The organism is Lactiplantibacillus daoliensis (genome assembly GCF_005405005.1).
Taxonomy (GTDB): Bacteria; Bacillota; Bacilli; order Lactobacillales; family Lactobacillaceae; genus Lactiplantibacillus; species Lactiplantibacillus daoliensis.
Map to the genome: position 1 here is coordinate 78,856 of NZ_BJDH01000003.1, position 14,656 is coordinate 93,511.

A 14,656-nucleotide genomic window follows, 5' to 3' on the forward strand; every position below is an offset into this window, starting at 1 on the left:
AGCTTAGATACTCACGAATTAAAAGTATAACATCTAACTCATTATGTTGCAAGGTTTGAAGCGGCCGACGTACAAAAAATCTCAATCACGTTACAGTTATCAGTTACGACTATTTCCCGGGAAATAGTTTTTATTTCAGAAAAAAAGTTGTGACCAGTGAAAAAATTGGTCACAACTTTTAAACTACTTTAAGCTTCTGAATCTGGTGTATCTGTTGTTGGTTCACTCGTTGCAGCTTCACTCGCTGTTGCATCGTTGCCGTCAGTTTGAGCTCCTTCAGCAGTCGTTTCACCATCAATGGCTTGATCACCGTCATCTTCTGGTTCTGGATCAACCTTCGCCATTGTTGCGACTTGCCCATTATCGTCCAAACGAATCAAACGAACCCCTAAGGTCGCCCGACCAGTTTGTGAGACAGTCGCAATATTAAAGCGAATCATAACCCCTTGGTTAGTCATCACCATAATATCTTCGAGCCCAGTCACAGTCGTCAAACCAGCTAAATGACCATTTTTGTCGGTCACGTTGGCTGTCTTGATCCCTTTACCGCCACGTCCCTTAATCGGATATTCCGCAGCAGGCGTCTGTTTACCATAACCTTTTTCGGTGATGATAAAGACGTTGCTGTCAGGTTTAAGAATATCAAAGCCAATGACAAAATCATCGTCACGAAGTCGAATGCCTCGAACCCCAGCAGCTGTCCGACCCATTGAACGCACCGTCTTCTCATCGAAACTAACAGCATAGCCGTCATGAGTCCCAATGATCATGTTTTGGGCACCATCCGTGATCGTGACACCAATCAATTCATCGTCATCTTTCAACGTAATAGCTTTCAGACCATTACTCCGGATATTTGAGAATTCTTGGACAGGTGTCCGCTTAACGACCCCTTTGACGGTTGTAAAGAACAAGAACTTATCACTATCACTGGCATCACCAGAGACATTGACAACCGCTTGAATCTTTTCGCCAGAGTTAACGCCCAGCAAGTTGATCACTGGGATCCCCTTGGCTGTCCGACCATATTCAGGAATTTCGTAGGCTTTCATCCGATAGACTTTCCCAGCATTGGTGAAGAACAACAACACATCATGCGTTGAAGTCGTCAACAGATGTTCGATAAAGTCATCATCATGGACGTCCATCCCTTGAATCCCACGACCACCACGATGTTGTGATTTGAATTCAGTCGTTGGAAGACGTTTGATATAACCGTTGTGTGTCAAGGTCACAGCGACCTCTTCTTCTTCAATCAGGTCTTCGTCTTCAATACTTAAGACTTCACCGACCATCAATTCAGTCCGACGCGCATCCCCAAATTTACGTTGAATCTCAAGTAATTCTTCGTAGATCAATTGGTTAATGCGTTCCTTGCTAGCTAAGATGGCTTTGTAATCCGCGATTGATTTCAACAGATCTTGATATTCGCTCTCAATCTTTTCACGTTCCAAGCCAGTTAAACGAACAAGCCGCATATCTAAGATAGCCTGTGCTTGCTTGTCAGATAACCCATAGTTATCCATCAACTGGTTCTTCGCAATATCACTAGTTTGTGATTGACGAATGATCGTGATGATTTCGTCGATATGATCAAGTGCAATCCGCAATCCTTCTAGAATATGAGCCCGCGCTTGGGCCTTCTTCAAATCAAACTGCGTCCGCCGCCGAATAACGTCTTCTTGATGTTCCAAATAATAAATCAAGATTTGCTTCAAGCTCAACACTTTTGGTGCGCCCTTAACGATGGCCAACATGTTGAAGCCAAAGTTTGTTTGCATCAATGTCATCTTGTATAAATTGTTCAGAATTACCGAAGCACTGGCATCCCGCCGAACGTCAATAACAACGCGCATCCCTTCACGGTCACTTTCATCGTTGATATCTGTGATACCTTCGATTTCTTTATCCCGTGCTAAGGAGGCAATCCGTTCGATTAATTTAGCTTTATTGACCATATATGGTAATTCGGTTACAACAATGCGTTCCTTACCATTCTTTTGGTCTTGAATATCCACCTTAGCGCGAATAATAATATTCCCGCGACCAGTTTCGTAAGCTTTCCGAATCCCAGACTTACCCATGACGATCCCGCCAGTAGGAAAGTCAGGTCCCGGTACAGCTTCCATCAAGTCCGCCGTCGTCGCATCCGGGTTATCCATCAATAAATGGATGGCCGAGATAACTTCAGACAAGTTATGTGGTGGAATATTTGTCGTCATCCCGACAGCAATCCCAGTCGCACCATTGACTAATAAGTTCGGAAAACGTGCTGGTAATACTTCTGGTTCACGTTCGGTGTCATCATAGTTTGGTTGCCAGTTAACGGTATCCTTGTTGATATCGCGTAACATTTCAACGGCAATTTTACTCAGTCGAGCTTCGGTATACCGCATTGCGGCCGCCCCGTCACCATCGACTGAACCGAAGTTCCCATGACCATCCACTAGCATATAGCGGTAACTAAAGTCTTGAGCCATCCGGACCATTGATTCATAAATTGCGGAGTCCCCATGAGGATGATACTTCCCCATGACGTCCCCAACAATTCTGGCTGACTTCTTGTACGGTTTGTCGGGGGTCACCCCAAGTTCACTCATCCCGTAAAGAATCCGCCGGTGAACAGGCTTCAAGCCATCACGCACGTCTGGTAAGGCCCGCGCCACGATAACACTCATGGCGTAGCTTAGAAATGACGTCCGCATGGTCTTGGACAAGTTCACATCGGTTATTCGATTTGGTAAATCTGATTCAGCCAAGTCTTGTATCCTCCTTCATCTGTGTTTGCCAATTCGTTTTTAAGTTTCTTGATTACTTATTTTGTGCTCGCTTCACCGTCCGCTCGTCGCCGTGACGGGCTGGAACGCTGTGAACACGACTTGAAGCCGACAACCCACGTCTCCAAGCTCGGTTTTCCCTAAGCCACCAAAAGAGCGACTAAGGGAATCCCACGGCTGAGCCCCGGCGACGAGCGGACTAATATTCAGTCCTCACAGTGTCAGGCTATGACGCTGGAGTCGACCAGTAATAACACCGTGGTAAGCCAATTAGCTGGATGTTTTACCCAGCTTAGTGGCTTGGCCAACTTTTCAGACGCGTTCTTCCGGCTGAAAAGCGCCCTGCAGACCGCTCTTTGGCTGCAGGTCTACCTCACAGTGTTATCACTGGTCGACGAAAGCAGCGAAATAACCGCTAGACGTCTAAGTCCTTAACGAACACAGCGTTGTCTTCGATAAATTCACGCCGTGGTTTAACTTGGTCCCCCATCAACATGGAGAACACGCCATCGGCATCCGCTGCATCTTCATCACGAACTCGAAGTAAGCGCCGTTTGTCGGGATCCATCGTGGTTTCCCACAATTGTTCTGCATCCATTTCACCAAGCCCCTTGTACCGTTGTACAACAGGTTTTGGTGATGGCGCTAATTGACCAACGACTTCTTTTAATTCTTCATCAGAATCAATATACTTCACGAATTTACCTTGCCGCACTTGATACAACGGTGGCTGGGCAATATAGACGAATCCGGCATCAACAAGTGGCCGCATATAGCGATAGAACAAGGTCAATAACAACGTCCGAATATGGGCGCCATCGACATCGGCATCGGTCATGATGATCAATTTGTGATAGTTGGCTTTACTTAAATCAAAGTCACCGCCGAAACCAGTTCCCATCGCGGTAAATAGTGACCGAATTTCTTCGTTAGCCAAGATCTTATCGATGCTGGCTTTTTCGACGTTTAAAATCTTCCCACGAATTGGGAGGATTGCTTGCGTCAAACGTGAACGGCCTTGCTTGGCCGACCCACCGGCGGAATCCCCTTCGACAATGAACAATTCACTGATTTCAGGATCTTTACTGGTGTTGTCAGCTAATTTACCAGGTAAATTACTGATTTCCAGACCGCTCTTTTTACGAGTCACTTCACGCGCCCGTTTAGCTGCAACCCGCGCTTTGGAAGCTAACGTCCCTTTATCGACAACTTTACGGCCGATGCTAGGATTTTCCATCAAGTACTTGCTGAAATGTTCAGAGAACAAGCGATCAACCGCAGCCCGCGCATCCGAGTTTCCTAATTTGGTCTTGGTTTGACCTTCAAATTGGGGATCTGGGTGTTTTACGCTGACAACGGCAGTCATGCCTTCACGCACATCTTCACCAGACAAGTTAGAATCATTATCTTTCAACATGCCATTCTTACGAGCGTAGTCATTAATGACCCGCGTTAAAGCGCGTTTGAACCCTTCTTCATGGGTCCCACCTTCGTAGGTATGGATGTTGTTCGTGAATGTCATCAAATTACTGTGATAGTCATCCGTATATTGTAAAGCGACTTCAACGGTAATCCCGTTTTGTTCACCTTCGACGTAAATTGGTTCAGGGAACAAGACCGTTTTATTTTTATCGAGGAATTCAACATAGTGCCGAATCCCGCCTTCATACAAGAAGTCTTTTTCAGTGGGTTCTTCTGGCCGTTCATCGCGAATTGAAATTTGGAGACCTTTGTTCAAGAAGGCCAATTCACGAATCCGAGTCGTTAAAATATCAATATCATAAGTCGTGGTTTCTCGGAAGATATCTGGATCTGGCAAGAAATGGACCACGGTGCCATGCGCATCTTCTGGGCAAGTGTCGATGACTTTCATTGGCGTTTTGACTTTACCACGGGCAAAGTCCATGTAATAAACTTGACCTTCATGGAAAACCTTGACGTCTAGTTCCGTGGATAAGGCATTGACGACCGAAGCCCCAACCCCATGTAACCCACCAGAAACTTTATAACCGCCACCGCCGAATTTACCCCCAGCATGGAGAATCGTGAAAACTGTTTCCAAAGCTGGCTTTCCAGTCTTTGCTTGCGTGCCAACTGGAATCCCACGACCATTATCAGTCACGGTGATACTATTGTCTTTTTCAACGGTCACGTGAATCTTGTCAGCAAAACCAGCTAACGCTTCATCAATCCCGTTATCGACAATTTCCCAGACTAAATGATGTAGTCCTTGACTACTGGTCGTCCCGATATACATACCGGGACGTTTCCGGACAGCTTCGAGGCCTTCCAAGACTTGAATTTGGCTGGCGTCATATTCGCGTGCCCGTTCAAGCTTGGTTTCTTTTTCATTTTCGGTCAATGCGGTTCCTCCTCATGTAAAATGCCATGGTTAACTTCAAATACTTTGGGTTCATTAATTAATTTTCTTGCAACGCCATCCAAACTCGGCGTTGTCAAAAAAGTTTGAACTTTATTTTGAATCGCCGTCAACAGATGTGTCTGTCGTGCGGCGTCTAATTCTGATAACACATCGTCTAATAGCAAGACCGGATATTCACCCGTTTCAGCTTTCATAAGATCAATTTCAGCTAACTTCACCGACAAAGCAGTCGTTCGCTGTTGACCTTGCGAGCCAAAAGTCTGTACATTTTTACCATTGACGCTAAATTGAAGATCATCGCGATGTGGTCCCAGCAACGTTGTGCCCTGAAAAATTTCCTTGGTTTGTTGCTGCGCGTACATTTTTTGTAGCGTTTGATAGATTTGGTCCACCGACGTTAACTCCTCGGTGGCAACTTGCGTCACATAATGAAAGCTGAGTTGTTCCTGGTCCTGTGTAATTTCAGCATGGATCACTTGAGCCCAGTGTTCGAGTTGTTTTAACAGTTCTAAACGTTTGGCAATAATTTCAGCGCCAAACGCCGCCAACTGGTCCGACAACACCCCGAGGTATACCTTATCCTTAGCTTCATGATGATTTAACTGGCGTAAGTATTGATTACGCTGTTTCAGAATTGCTCGATACTGACTAAGGTTATAAAGATAGCGCGGACTCATTTGCCCGAATTCCATATCCATGAAGCGGCGCCGAATTGACGGCGCCCCCTTCACAATCGATAGGTCTTCCGGTGCAAAGACGATCACGTTCAAATTGCCAATATATTGTGACAACTTGGCCTGTTCCAGGTGATTCACTTTGGCACGTTTACCTTTTTTGCCCAGTTCCAACTCTAACGGTAAGCTACCGGTTGCTTTATGTAACCGACCCTTTAAAGTTGCCGTGGACGCCTGCCAGCGAATGAGTTCCTTATCGTTAGCCGTACGATGGCTACGGGTCAGCGCTAAAACATAAATGGCTTCTAGCAAGTTTGTCTTACCTTGGGCATTTTCGCCCAACAATACATTGACACCCTGGCTAAAAGTCACCGCTAACTGCTCATAATTCCGAAAGTCATGCAGTTCCAAATTCTCTAAGTACATCTAATCAGTCGTTTCTGTCCGATTTGAGCGAATAAAAAATGACCCGTTCGCCTCAACTTCAATCGTGTCGCCGGGATAAAGCTTTCGACCACGTCGATCATCGGGTTCACCATTGACTAAGACTTTGGTCTCACGTAAAAACCACTTAGCCTGACCACCAGAACTAATAATGGCCTCTTCTTTTAACATCTGTCCCAAAGTAATAAAGGACGTGTCAATCTGTACTGGCTGTTTCAAAATGTCACCTGCCTAACTTTCAATTACAAGCTATCAAACGTCTGTGCCGAGTGTTTTTGCACACTCCTCAACAGGTTATATTATACCTGTTTTATTATGAAAATTCAATTTATAACGGCATTCAGAGCCATTTTAAGACGATTTAAGCAAAACTAATGTCGGGGTACTCACCTAGGGGTAAATTTGCTAGAATTCGAAAAATTTACGGATTTTCGCGAAATTGGTTAATTTTTTACATCAAAAGTTAGGTCAATTTCGTTTTCATACTGAAATAGACCTTAAATTGAGTCTATTTCGACCTGTTCGATTACAGCCTGAAACAGTTACATGCGCCGATAATGCTATTTTAAGCTCGCCAGACCTACTTTCTAATCCAATCAACGAGAATCGCTCAGATCGACAATCAGTCGACTTATTATCAAAACTGACCGTTGCTTTCCAAACTCACGTCATCTTTCAAACTAGAAATTGTATAAACGTCACTTAACGATGTCACTTTAAAAGTTACACCAGTTGTAATCCTATGATTGCCAAGCGTTTTCAAACCTATAAACCAACAAAAAAAGGCCTCCTATTTCGGTTGAAATTAGGTGACCTTTTGCGCTGATTGTATATTTATTCAGTAATTAGAACGTCCGTACTGGCGTAATCAATTGAATAAAGTTCTCGCCTTCTTCGGTTGGCACCAAAGTGAATGGACGCAATGCCATCGTGAACGAAATCTTGATCATCGCTTGGCCAAAGGAACGGAGTGCTTCTTTCATGTAATCTGGGTTAAATGAAATTTCGAGTTCATCGCCATCTAACTCAGCGGGTTGCAACTGTTCGGTTACTTCACCAACATCGGGTGAGTTACCAAAAATCGTAATAGTCTTATCAGTTGGATTGACTGAGAAACGAACCACGTTATTGCGACTTTCATGTGAAAGCAAGGATGCCCGTTCAATCGCAGCGGATAAAGCAGGTGCCTCAATTTCAACGGTCGTGTTTGATTCTTTTGGAATCAATCGTGAGGTATCGGGGTAGTTTCCTTCCAGCAATCGTGAATAGAACGAGGTGTTACCAAGGACAAAGAGCACTTGATTTTCAGATAAACGCATTTGCACGTCTGGGTTATCATCGCCGATCATCCGTGATAGTTCAGTCAAGCTTTTCCCAGGAATAATCACGTCGTAGTCGGCATTATTAGCTTCTGGTAACTTGATTTTCCGTTGGCTTAAACGATGAGAATCAGTAGCAACAGCCAAAAATTCACCATTAGCCAAAATAAAATGAACCCCAGTTAAAATCGGCCGGCTTTCTTGATTAGAAACCGCGATGACGGTTTGACCAATCAACTCTTTGAAAACATCACCAGCCAAAGTAATGGTGTTGGTCGTATCAATTTCTGGCAGATGCGGATAATTTTCAGGATCTAAGCCATTAATTGTAAAGGAAGCGGCGCCAGAAGTAATTTGGGTTTGAAAGCCGTCGGTAACGGCAACTGTCATCGTATCTTCTGGTAACTTTTTAACGATTTCGCTAAAGAAACGCGCTGGTAACACAATTGAACCGGTATCTTCAACAACTAATGTATTGTTATCGTCGTCTGCTGGAATTGTTGTTTCAATGGAAATGTCAGCGTCGCTACCCGTTAAGGTAATGCCTTCAGTAGCAACGTCTAATTTTAGTCCCGTTAAAATGGGAATCGTTGTTTTTGATGAAATAGCGCGTTGAACATTATTTAACTCTTTAATAAATGCAGATCGATTGATTGTGAACTTCATAACTGAATCCTCTCTTCTTCGTGATGTCTCTATATTAGATTAAGTAATAAAAGGTCGTAGTAATAGTAGAGCAGTGGGTAATGTGGAAAAGTTTTAGAAATGCGATGACTGTCGAGTTTTCCACATGTGCATAAGTTGTGGAAAACTTTTTGAGTTATGCCCTTTTATCCACACTAAGCTTTAAGCTGACTTTTCAAATCTCCGATGGCTTGTTGAAGATCAAGGTCAGTTTTAAGTGCTGCTGCAATTTTATCATAGGCATGGATGACCGTGGTATGATCCTTACCGCCAAATTCATTCCCAATGCGCGGTAAAGAGCTATCCGTTAATTCGCGGGATAGGTACATTGCAATCTGTCGTGGCATAACGATTTGCTTATTACGTTTTTTACCCTTTAATTCGGCCATTGTGACGTGATAATACTTCGCGACTTTTTCCTGAATGACCGGAATTGAGACTTCCGATAATTTATTGCTTAAATTGAGACTCTTCAAAGCATCTGCGACTAAACTTGTGGTGATTGGTGAGTTATTCAAACGTGAATAGGCTTGAACACGTGCCAAGGCACCTTCAAGTTCACGGACGTTGGAATCAATTTGTCCCGCGATGTAACTTAACGTGTCATCGGGAATGTCGATGCCTTCTAAATCGGCTTTATTCCGTAAAATTGCGATCCGGGTTTCAAGATCCGGTGGTGTGATATCAACAGATAAGCCCCATTTGAATCGAGAAACTAGCCGATCTTGTAATTTTGGAATCTCGTTTGGTAACCGATCAGAAGTGAGGACGATTTGTTTATCATCTTCATATAAAGCATTGAAAGTATGGAAGAACTCTTCTTGCGTTGCTTCCTTATTAGCAAAGAATTGAATATCGTCGACCAACAGGAGATCAACGTTACGGTATTCTTCCCGAAAAGATTCTTGCGTCCCCGTTTGGATGGCGTTGATCAAGTCATTCGTGAAAGCTTCACTCGTCACGTATTTAACCTTGCTATTCGGGTCGGTCTCTAATAATTTGTTACCAATAGCGTGCATCAAGTGGGTCTTGCCCAACCCGACGCCCCCATAGAAAAACAACGGATTATACATTGTGCCTGGTTCTTCGGACACGACTAAAGCCGCGGCGTGCGCCATTTGGTTACCTTTACCAATGACAAAGCTTTCAAATGTATATTTTGGGTTGAGTTTCGTTTCCCGCATAAATGTGGGGGTAGTTGCAGTGGCTGCTTCACCAGATGCAACGTTACCGGTAGTCGCTTGCGATTTTTTCGTAAGCTGCTGACGTTCTTCTTCAGTTATCATCACTGGCGTAATCTGCTCGTTAGTTGCTTGGAAGGCATAATCTGTAAATTTGGCCGCCAAGTTGTTTTCCCAATAATCGCGATGTAATTTAGTCGGAACTTCAATTGTCATCTGTAAATTATTGAGTTGGAGTGGTTTCGCCGGTTCGACAAACGTCTGAAAAGTGATCGATGAAAGATCACCTTTCATGGAGAACTTAATGATATTCCATAAGTCATTACGTTCCAGCACGTGGATACCCCTTTTCTTAAAAAACGTAATTCTATTCTAGCATGAACAACTGGAGTTTTCCACAAGTGGACAAACAGATGTTAAAATAAATCACAGGGTGTTTTTAGTGTTGTCCACAGGATGTTCAAAAAAAGTCCTTAGCTTAAATTTGTTCGAGTTATACACAACGGAGCGTTCAAAATTAAGCTTGCTACAATAGACTTTAGAAGAGTTATACACACTCAAAATAACTCTTGTGGATAACTAAATCACAGGCTGTCATTTTGTCGATAAGCCTGTGCACAAATTGGGGACAGCTAAAAAGGCTACGAGGTGTTTCCACAAGCTTTTTCCTAAAAGGATTAAATGTATAGGGCGTTTTAATATAAGGGCAAAACAATTTTATGGTTTTCAAAATTGACAATATATGCTATAGTATTCAGGAAATGCGTTTAGAGTTTGACTGCGTTTTGAAAATAACGACTTAATCGAATTGATTCATGTCATTATAGAGAAGGAGGTGTCATGATGAAGAGAACTTACCAACCAAAGAAGCGGCATCGTCAACGTGTCCATGGTTTCCGCAAACGGATGAGCACCAGCGATGGCCGTAAAGTGTTAGCCCGTCGACGCCAACGAGGCAGAAAAGTATTGTCTGCATAGGCCACTGATAATCAGTGGCTTTTTCTTTACAGTCCTAGACCTTCATTAGTCTAGGACTGTAAAGTTATGTAGCAATTCGCTCAGGTTAGCTTGAGTGCACACATGGAGATGGATTATGCGAAAATCATATCGGGTAAAAAAAGAAACTGAGTTTCAGCAAGTTTTTGAGACCCGCAACTCGTATGCCAATCGTCAATTTGTCATTTACGTTTTGGATAAACCGGAGCAACCGCATTTTCGGGTCGGCATCTCAGTCGGTAAAAAGATTGGGAATGCGGTGGCTCGGAACTGGGTTAAGCGCCGGATTCGGCAATCAATCACTGAGTTGAAACCGCAACTCAAACAAGATGCGGATTTTCTCGTCATTGCTCGACCAACCGTTGCCGGTAAGTCGCAAGCCGAAACCAAAGCTTATCTTAGCCATGCGCTAAAGCTAGCGCACCTGCTGGACAATGATTAAAGTGAGGACATTCGTTTGAAAAAGTACAGAAAAATACTGGCAATGCTGGCCGTACTAGCCTTAGTGTTAGTTTTGAGTGGGTGTAGTAATACCCCAATCACGGATAAGAGTACCGGGTTTTGGGATGGCTTGATCATCTTGAATTTCTCACGGGCGATTATTTGGCTGGCACACTTGTTTGGTCATAGTTATGGACTTGGGATCATCGCGTTTACGTTGATTATCCGAATCATCATCTTACCGTTGATGATTTTCCAAACTCGGAGCATGGTTGCGATGCAAGAAATCCAACCGCAGATGAAAGCTTTGCAAAAGCAATATTCATCACGCGATATGGAAACTCAGCAGAAGCTTCAATCCGAGATGAAGAAGTTATACTCACAGTATGGCGTTCATCCAATGGCCAGCATGTTGCCGTTGCTAGTTCAAATGCCAGTTTTGATTGCCTTATACCAAGCAATTTGGCGGACGCAAGCGTTGAAGACGGGCTCGTTCTTATGGTTGCAACTTGGGAGTAAAGATCCGTATTACGTTTTGCCAATCCTAGCGGCGTTGTTCACGTTTGCTAGTTCGTGGTTGTCGATGAAGTCGCAACCAGAGCAAAACGGGATGACCACTTCGATGACGTACTTGATGCCAGTGATTATTTTGATTACTGCCATCAACGTACCATCCGCGTTGTCCTTGTACTGGGTTATTTCCAACGCTTTCCAAGTTGGTCAAACCTTACTACTTCAAAATCCCTTCAAGATTAATCGCGAACGGGAAGAGAAGAAGAAAAAAGAACGTGATCGTAAACGCGACCTTGAAAAAGCTAGAAAGCGTGCGATTCGGAATCATAAACGTTAAATACAAATGGACCTGCCCATGTGGTGGGTCTTTTTTTGTAGAGTGGTAAAATCAACGGGTTGCTAGCGAGCATTATCGTGGCTAAATCATTGCTCGGCGTTTTTCCGAGCAGTGATTTAGCTGGGATAAGCGGAACTCGCAGTTGGTTTTACCACGTTTCGACTATAAAGCTAAGAAAAGTGCCTAATCCCCAGCCAAAATAAGCACGCCTTCAATTTTTACCATTCAGTCAACAATAATTCTCGTCGCTAAATTTATCCTTTCGTGACCAACAAACTGTCCAATCATGCCCTCGATTCCCGCCTGCCATGGTGTAATGCTATAATAGTCCTAGGTATTTTTATCGAGGAGGAAATCGGATGACAGTATTTGAAGGTAATACCGTCGCAGCTGCCATGGCAGCTGGTTTAAAACAAATGCAATTAAACCGCGATCAAGTTGAGCTTGAAGTTCTCGCGGAACCCAAGAAGGGCTTTTTAGGAATCGGTAAGCAGGCGGCTAAGGTTCGTTTAACTGCGAAACCACAGCCAAGTTCACAAGCAAAGGTGTCGGTAAGTGCGGCAACGATCGTTAAGCCACAATCACAAGCTGAGGAGCCTGCCACTAGTGCGCCAGTGGCTAAGAAGTCAGTGAAGACCGTGGCACCAAAAGTCAGTGTTTCAAAGCCAGTCGTCACTTCAGCACCAGTTTCAGCGCAACCAGTCGTGACTTCGGCGGCAACCATGAGTGTGACCGACACGGCTGCCGACACCACGGCCCCAGTGCGAACCCCGGAACAAATTGCGGCCCGGCAAGCGGCTAATGAAACGGCCGTCCGTGAGTTAAGTGCCTACTTGCTAGAAGTTGTGAAGCAACTTGGTATTACGGCTGATTTGGATGTCGACTTTGGCAATCGCTATGCCACGCTTAATTTTGATACGGCGAAGCAAGGGCTCTTGATTGGCAAACATGGTCGGACAATTAATGCTTTGCAAGATTTGGCACAGGTGTATATGAATCATCATGGCGCGTCTCACGTGAATGTTGTTTTGGACGTCGATGATTATCGTGAACGACGTGAGGAAACTTTGCAACGCTTGGCAGAAAGTACCGCGCGTGAGGCCATTGCGACTGGTAAGCAGGTTTTCTTGGATCCAATGCCCTCTTTTGAGCGCAAATTGATTCATGCGGAACTTGCCAATAATCGGCACGTTACAACGTTCTCAGAGGGCCGAGATCCGCATCGGGCCGTTGTTGTGGCCGCTCGTAAATAAGGAAATATTTGGCGGGCAAACAGGCGTTTGACAAACGACAAATGTGCTATTATAGTAAGTGTTAATCATTCTTATCTTTTAGATAAAGTAGTCAAAGTGCTTTATCCACGCTTTAAGGTGGCGTGGAGTAGGCACTTTTTTTCTGCATTTTAGGACATATTATTAACTAATTGACGGCAAAATTTGGTATGGTATTAGGCGGTAAAACGCTGAAACGACGTTAAGAAAGGACTTGATCGGTTATGCCAACGACCACGGAATTTGATACAATTGCGGCGGTTTCGACGCCACCTGGTGAAGGTGGGATTTCTATCATTCGCATTAGCGGTGATAAGACATTTGATGTAATAGCAAAGATTTTTAAAGGGAAGGATCTAAGAAAGGTTCATTCACACACAATTAATTATGGCCATATTGTGGACCCCGAGTCACAACAGGAAGTTGATGAAGTGATGGCTTCCGTCATGCGAGCACCTAAGACGTATACACGTGAAGATGTGATTGAAATCAACTGCCATGGTGGCCTTGTTGCGACTAACGAAATCTTGCAACTGATTCTGAGCCACGGCGCACGAATGGCCGAACCTGGTGAATTTACCAAGCGAGCCTTCTTAAATGGTCGTTTGGACCTCTCGCAAGCTGAAGCTGTTATGGATCTGATTCGTGCCAAAACGGATAAGTCCATGAAAGTGGCGCTAAACCAATTAGATGGTGACCTATCAACCTTAATTCGTCATTTACGTCAAGATATCTTGGATGTGTTGGCGCAAGTTGAAGTTAATATTGATTATCCTGAATATGACGCAGTTGAAGCGATGACAACCAAGATGCTGAAAGAAAAAGCAGCCGAAGTCAGTCAAAGTATCGACCAACTTTTAGCTACGGCCAAGCAAGGTAAAGTCTTGCGTGAAGGGCTGGCAACGGCCATTATTGGTCGGCCGAATGTTGGTAAATCGAGTTTGCTGAATCATTTGTTACATGAAGATAAGGCAATCGTGACTGATGTTGCTGGGACGACCCGGGATGTCATCGAAGAATATGTGAATGTCCGCGGTGTACCGTTGAAATTAGTCGATACTGCCGGGATTCGTGATACTGACGATAAGGTCGAAAAAATTGGGGTCGAGCGCAGTCGTAAAGCGATTGGTGCGGCTGATTTAGTCTTGTTAGTATTGGATAATAGTCAACCGCTCACGGCGGAAGATGAAGCCTTATTAGCCGATACAAAGGATTCTAAACGAATTGTGATTTTGAACAAAACTGATTTGCCAGCGCAACTAGATCAAACGAGATTAGCTAAATTTGTAGATGCGAGTGACGTGTTAAGCATGTCCGTCCTACAACGCGCGGGTGTTGAGCAACTTGAACAACGGATTGCAAAGTTGTTCTTTAGTGAAGGCATTGAGAGCAGTCAGAATAGCGTCATGGTGACTAATGCGCGCCATATCGGGTTATTAAATCAAGCTAAACAGGCGTTACAGGATGTCCAAACAGGGATTGCAACTGGCATGCCTGTCGACTTGGTTCAAATCGATATGACCCGTTGTTGGGAATTTCTCGGTCAAATTACCGGGGACAGTTATGAAGACGAATTAATCGACCAATTATTTAGCCAATTCTGTTTGGGTAAGTAAACGGTACGGAGGAAAGATTT

The 14,656-nt window shown here is 44.1% G+C and carries 11 protein-coding genes; 5 read left to right on the plus strand and 6 right to left on the minus strand.

Going from position 1 to position 14,656, the window contains the following annotated elements:
• Window positions 1–188 precede the first annotated feature (188 nt).
• From gyrA to dnaA, 6 genes are all read right to left on the minus strand, one after another.
• Window positions 189–2,759: a DNA gyrase subunit A gene (gyrA, locus tag FFM64_RS04685; protein WP_137606849.1), complete on the minus strand. Its 2,571-nt coding sequence runs from the start codon at window positions 2,757–2,759 to the stop codon at window positions 189–191.
• 433 nt (window positions 2,760–3,192) lie between these two features.
• Window positions 3,193–5,139: a DNA topoisomerase (ATP-hydrolyzing) subunit B gene (gyrB, locus tag FFM64_RS04690; RefSeq protein WP_137606850.1), complete on the minus strand. Its 1,947-nt coding sequence runs from the start codon at window positions 5,137–5,139 to the stop codon at window positions 3,193–3,195.
• Complete coding sequence (gene recF / locus FFM64_RS04695) at window positions 5,136–6,260, minus strand: DNA replication/repair protein RecF (RefSeq protein ID WP_137606851.1); 1,125 nt, start codon at window positions 6,258–6,260, stop codon at window positions 5,136–5,138. Before recF ends, gyrB begins: the two co-directional genes overlap by 4 nt.
• Window positions 6,261–6,497, minus strand: coding sequence for a S4 domain-containing protein YaaA (yaaA, locus tag FFM64_RS04700; protein WP_137606852.1), 237 nt, complete (start codon window positions 6,495–6,497; stop codon window positions 6,261–6,263).
• A gap of 626 nt (window positions 6,498–7,123) precedes the next feature.
• The gene (gene dnaN / locus FFM64_RS04705; protein ID WP_137606853.1) at window positions 7,124–8,263 is read right to left on the minus strand and encodes a DNA polymerase III subunit beta; all 1,140 of its coding nucleotides are present in this window, start codon (window positions 8,261–8,263) and stop codon (window positions 7,124–7,126) included.
• Between the two features lie 173 nt (window positions 8,264–8,436).
• Window positions 8,437–9,798 (minus strand): chromosomal replication initiator protein DnaA, encoded by a 1,362-nt coding sequence (gene dnaA / locus FFM64_RS04710; protein ID WP_137606854.1) that lies wholly within the window; start codon window positions 9,796–9,798, stop codon window positions 8,437–8,439.
• Window positions 9,799–10,305: 507 nt separating this feature from the next.
• Between dnaA and rpmH the strand changes: the two genes are divergently transcribed.
• From rpmH to mnmE, 5 genes are all read left to right on the plus strand, one after another.
• The gene (gene rpmH / locus FFM64_RS04715; protein ID WP_137606855.1) at window positions 10,306–10,440 is read left to right on the plus strand and encodes a 50S ribosomal protein L34; all 135 of its coding nucleotides are present in this window, start codon (window positions 10,306–10,308) and stop codon (window positions 10,438–10,440) included.
• Between the two features lie 115 nt (window positions 10,441–10,555).
• Window positions 10,556–10,900: a ribonuclease P protein component gene (gene rnpA / locus FFM64_RS04720; RefSeq protein WP_137606856.1), complete on the plus strand. Its 345-nt coding sequence runs from the start codon at window positions 10,556–10,558 to the stop codon at window positions 10,898–10,900.
• A 15-nt stretch (window positions 10,901–10,915) separates the two neighbouring features.
• Window positions 10,916–11,749, plus strand: a complete 834-nt coding sequence (gene yidC / locus FFM64_RS04725; protein ID WP_137606857.1) for a membrane protein insertase YidC — start codon at window positions 10,916–10,918, stop codon at window positions 11,747–11,749.
• Window positions 11,750–12,108: 359 nt separating this feature from the next.
• Window positions 12,109–13,002 carry an RNA-binding cell elongation regulator Jag/EloR gene (gene jag / locus FFM64_RS04730; protein WP_137606858.1) on the plus strand — a complete coding sequence of 298 codons (894 nt, stop codon included), beginning with the start codon at window positions 12,109–12,111 and terminating at the stop codon, window positions 13,000–13,002.
• A gap of 242 nt (window positions 13,003–13,244) precedes the next feature.
• Complete coding sequence (mnmE, locus tag FFM64_RS04735; protein ID WP_137606859.1) at window positions 13,245–14,636, plus strand: tRNA uridine-5-carboxymethylaminomethyl(34) synthesis GTPase MnmE; 1,392 nt, start codon at window positions 13,245–13,247, stop codon at window positions 14,634–14,636.
• Window positions 14,637–14,656 lie beyond the last annotated feature (20 nt).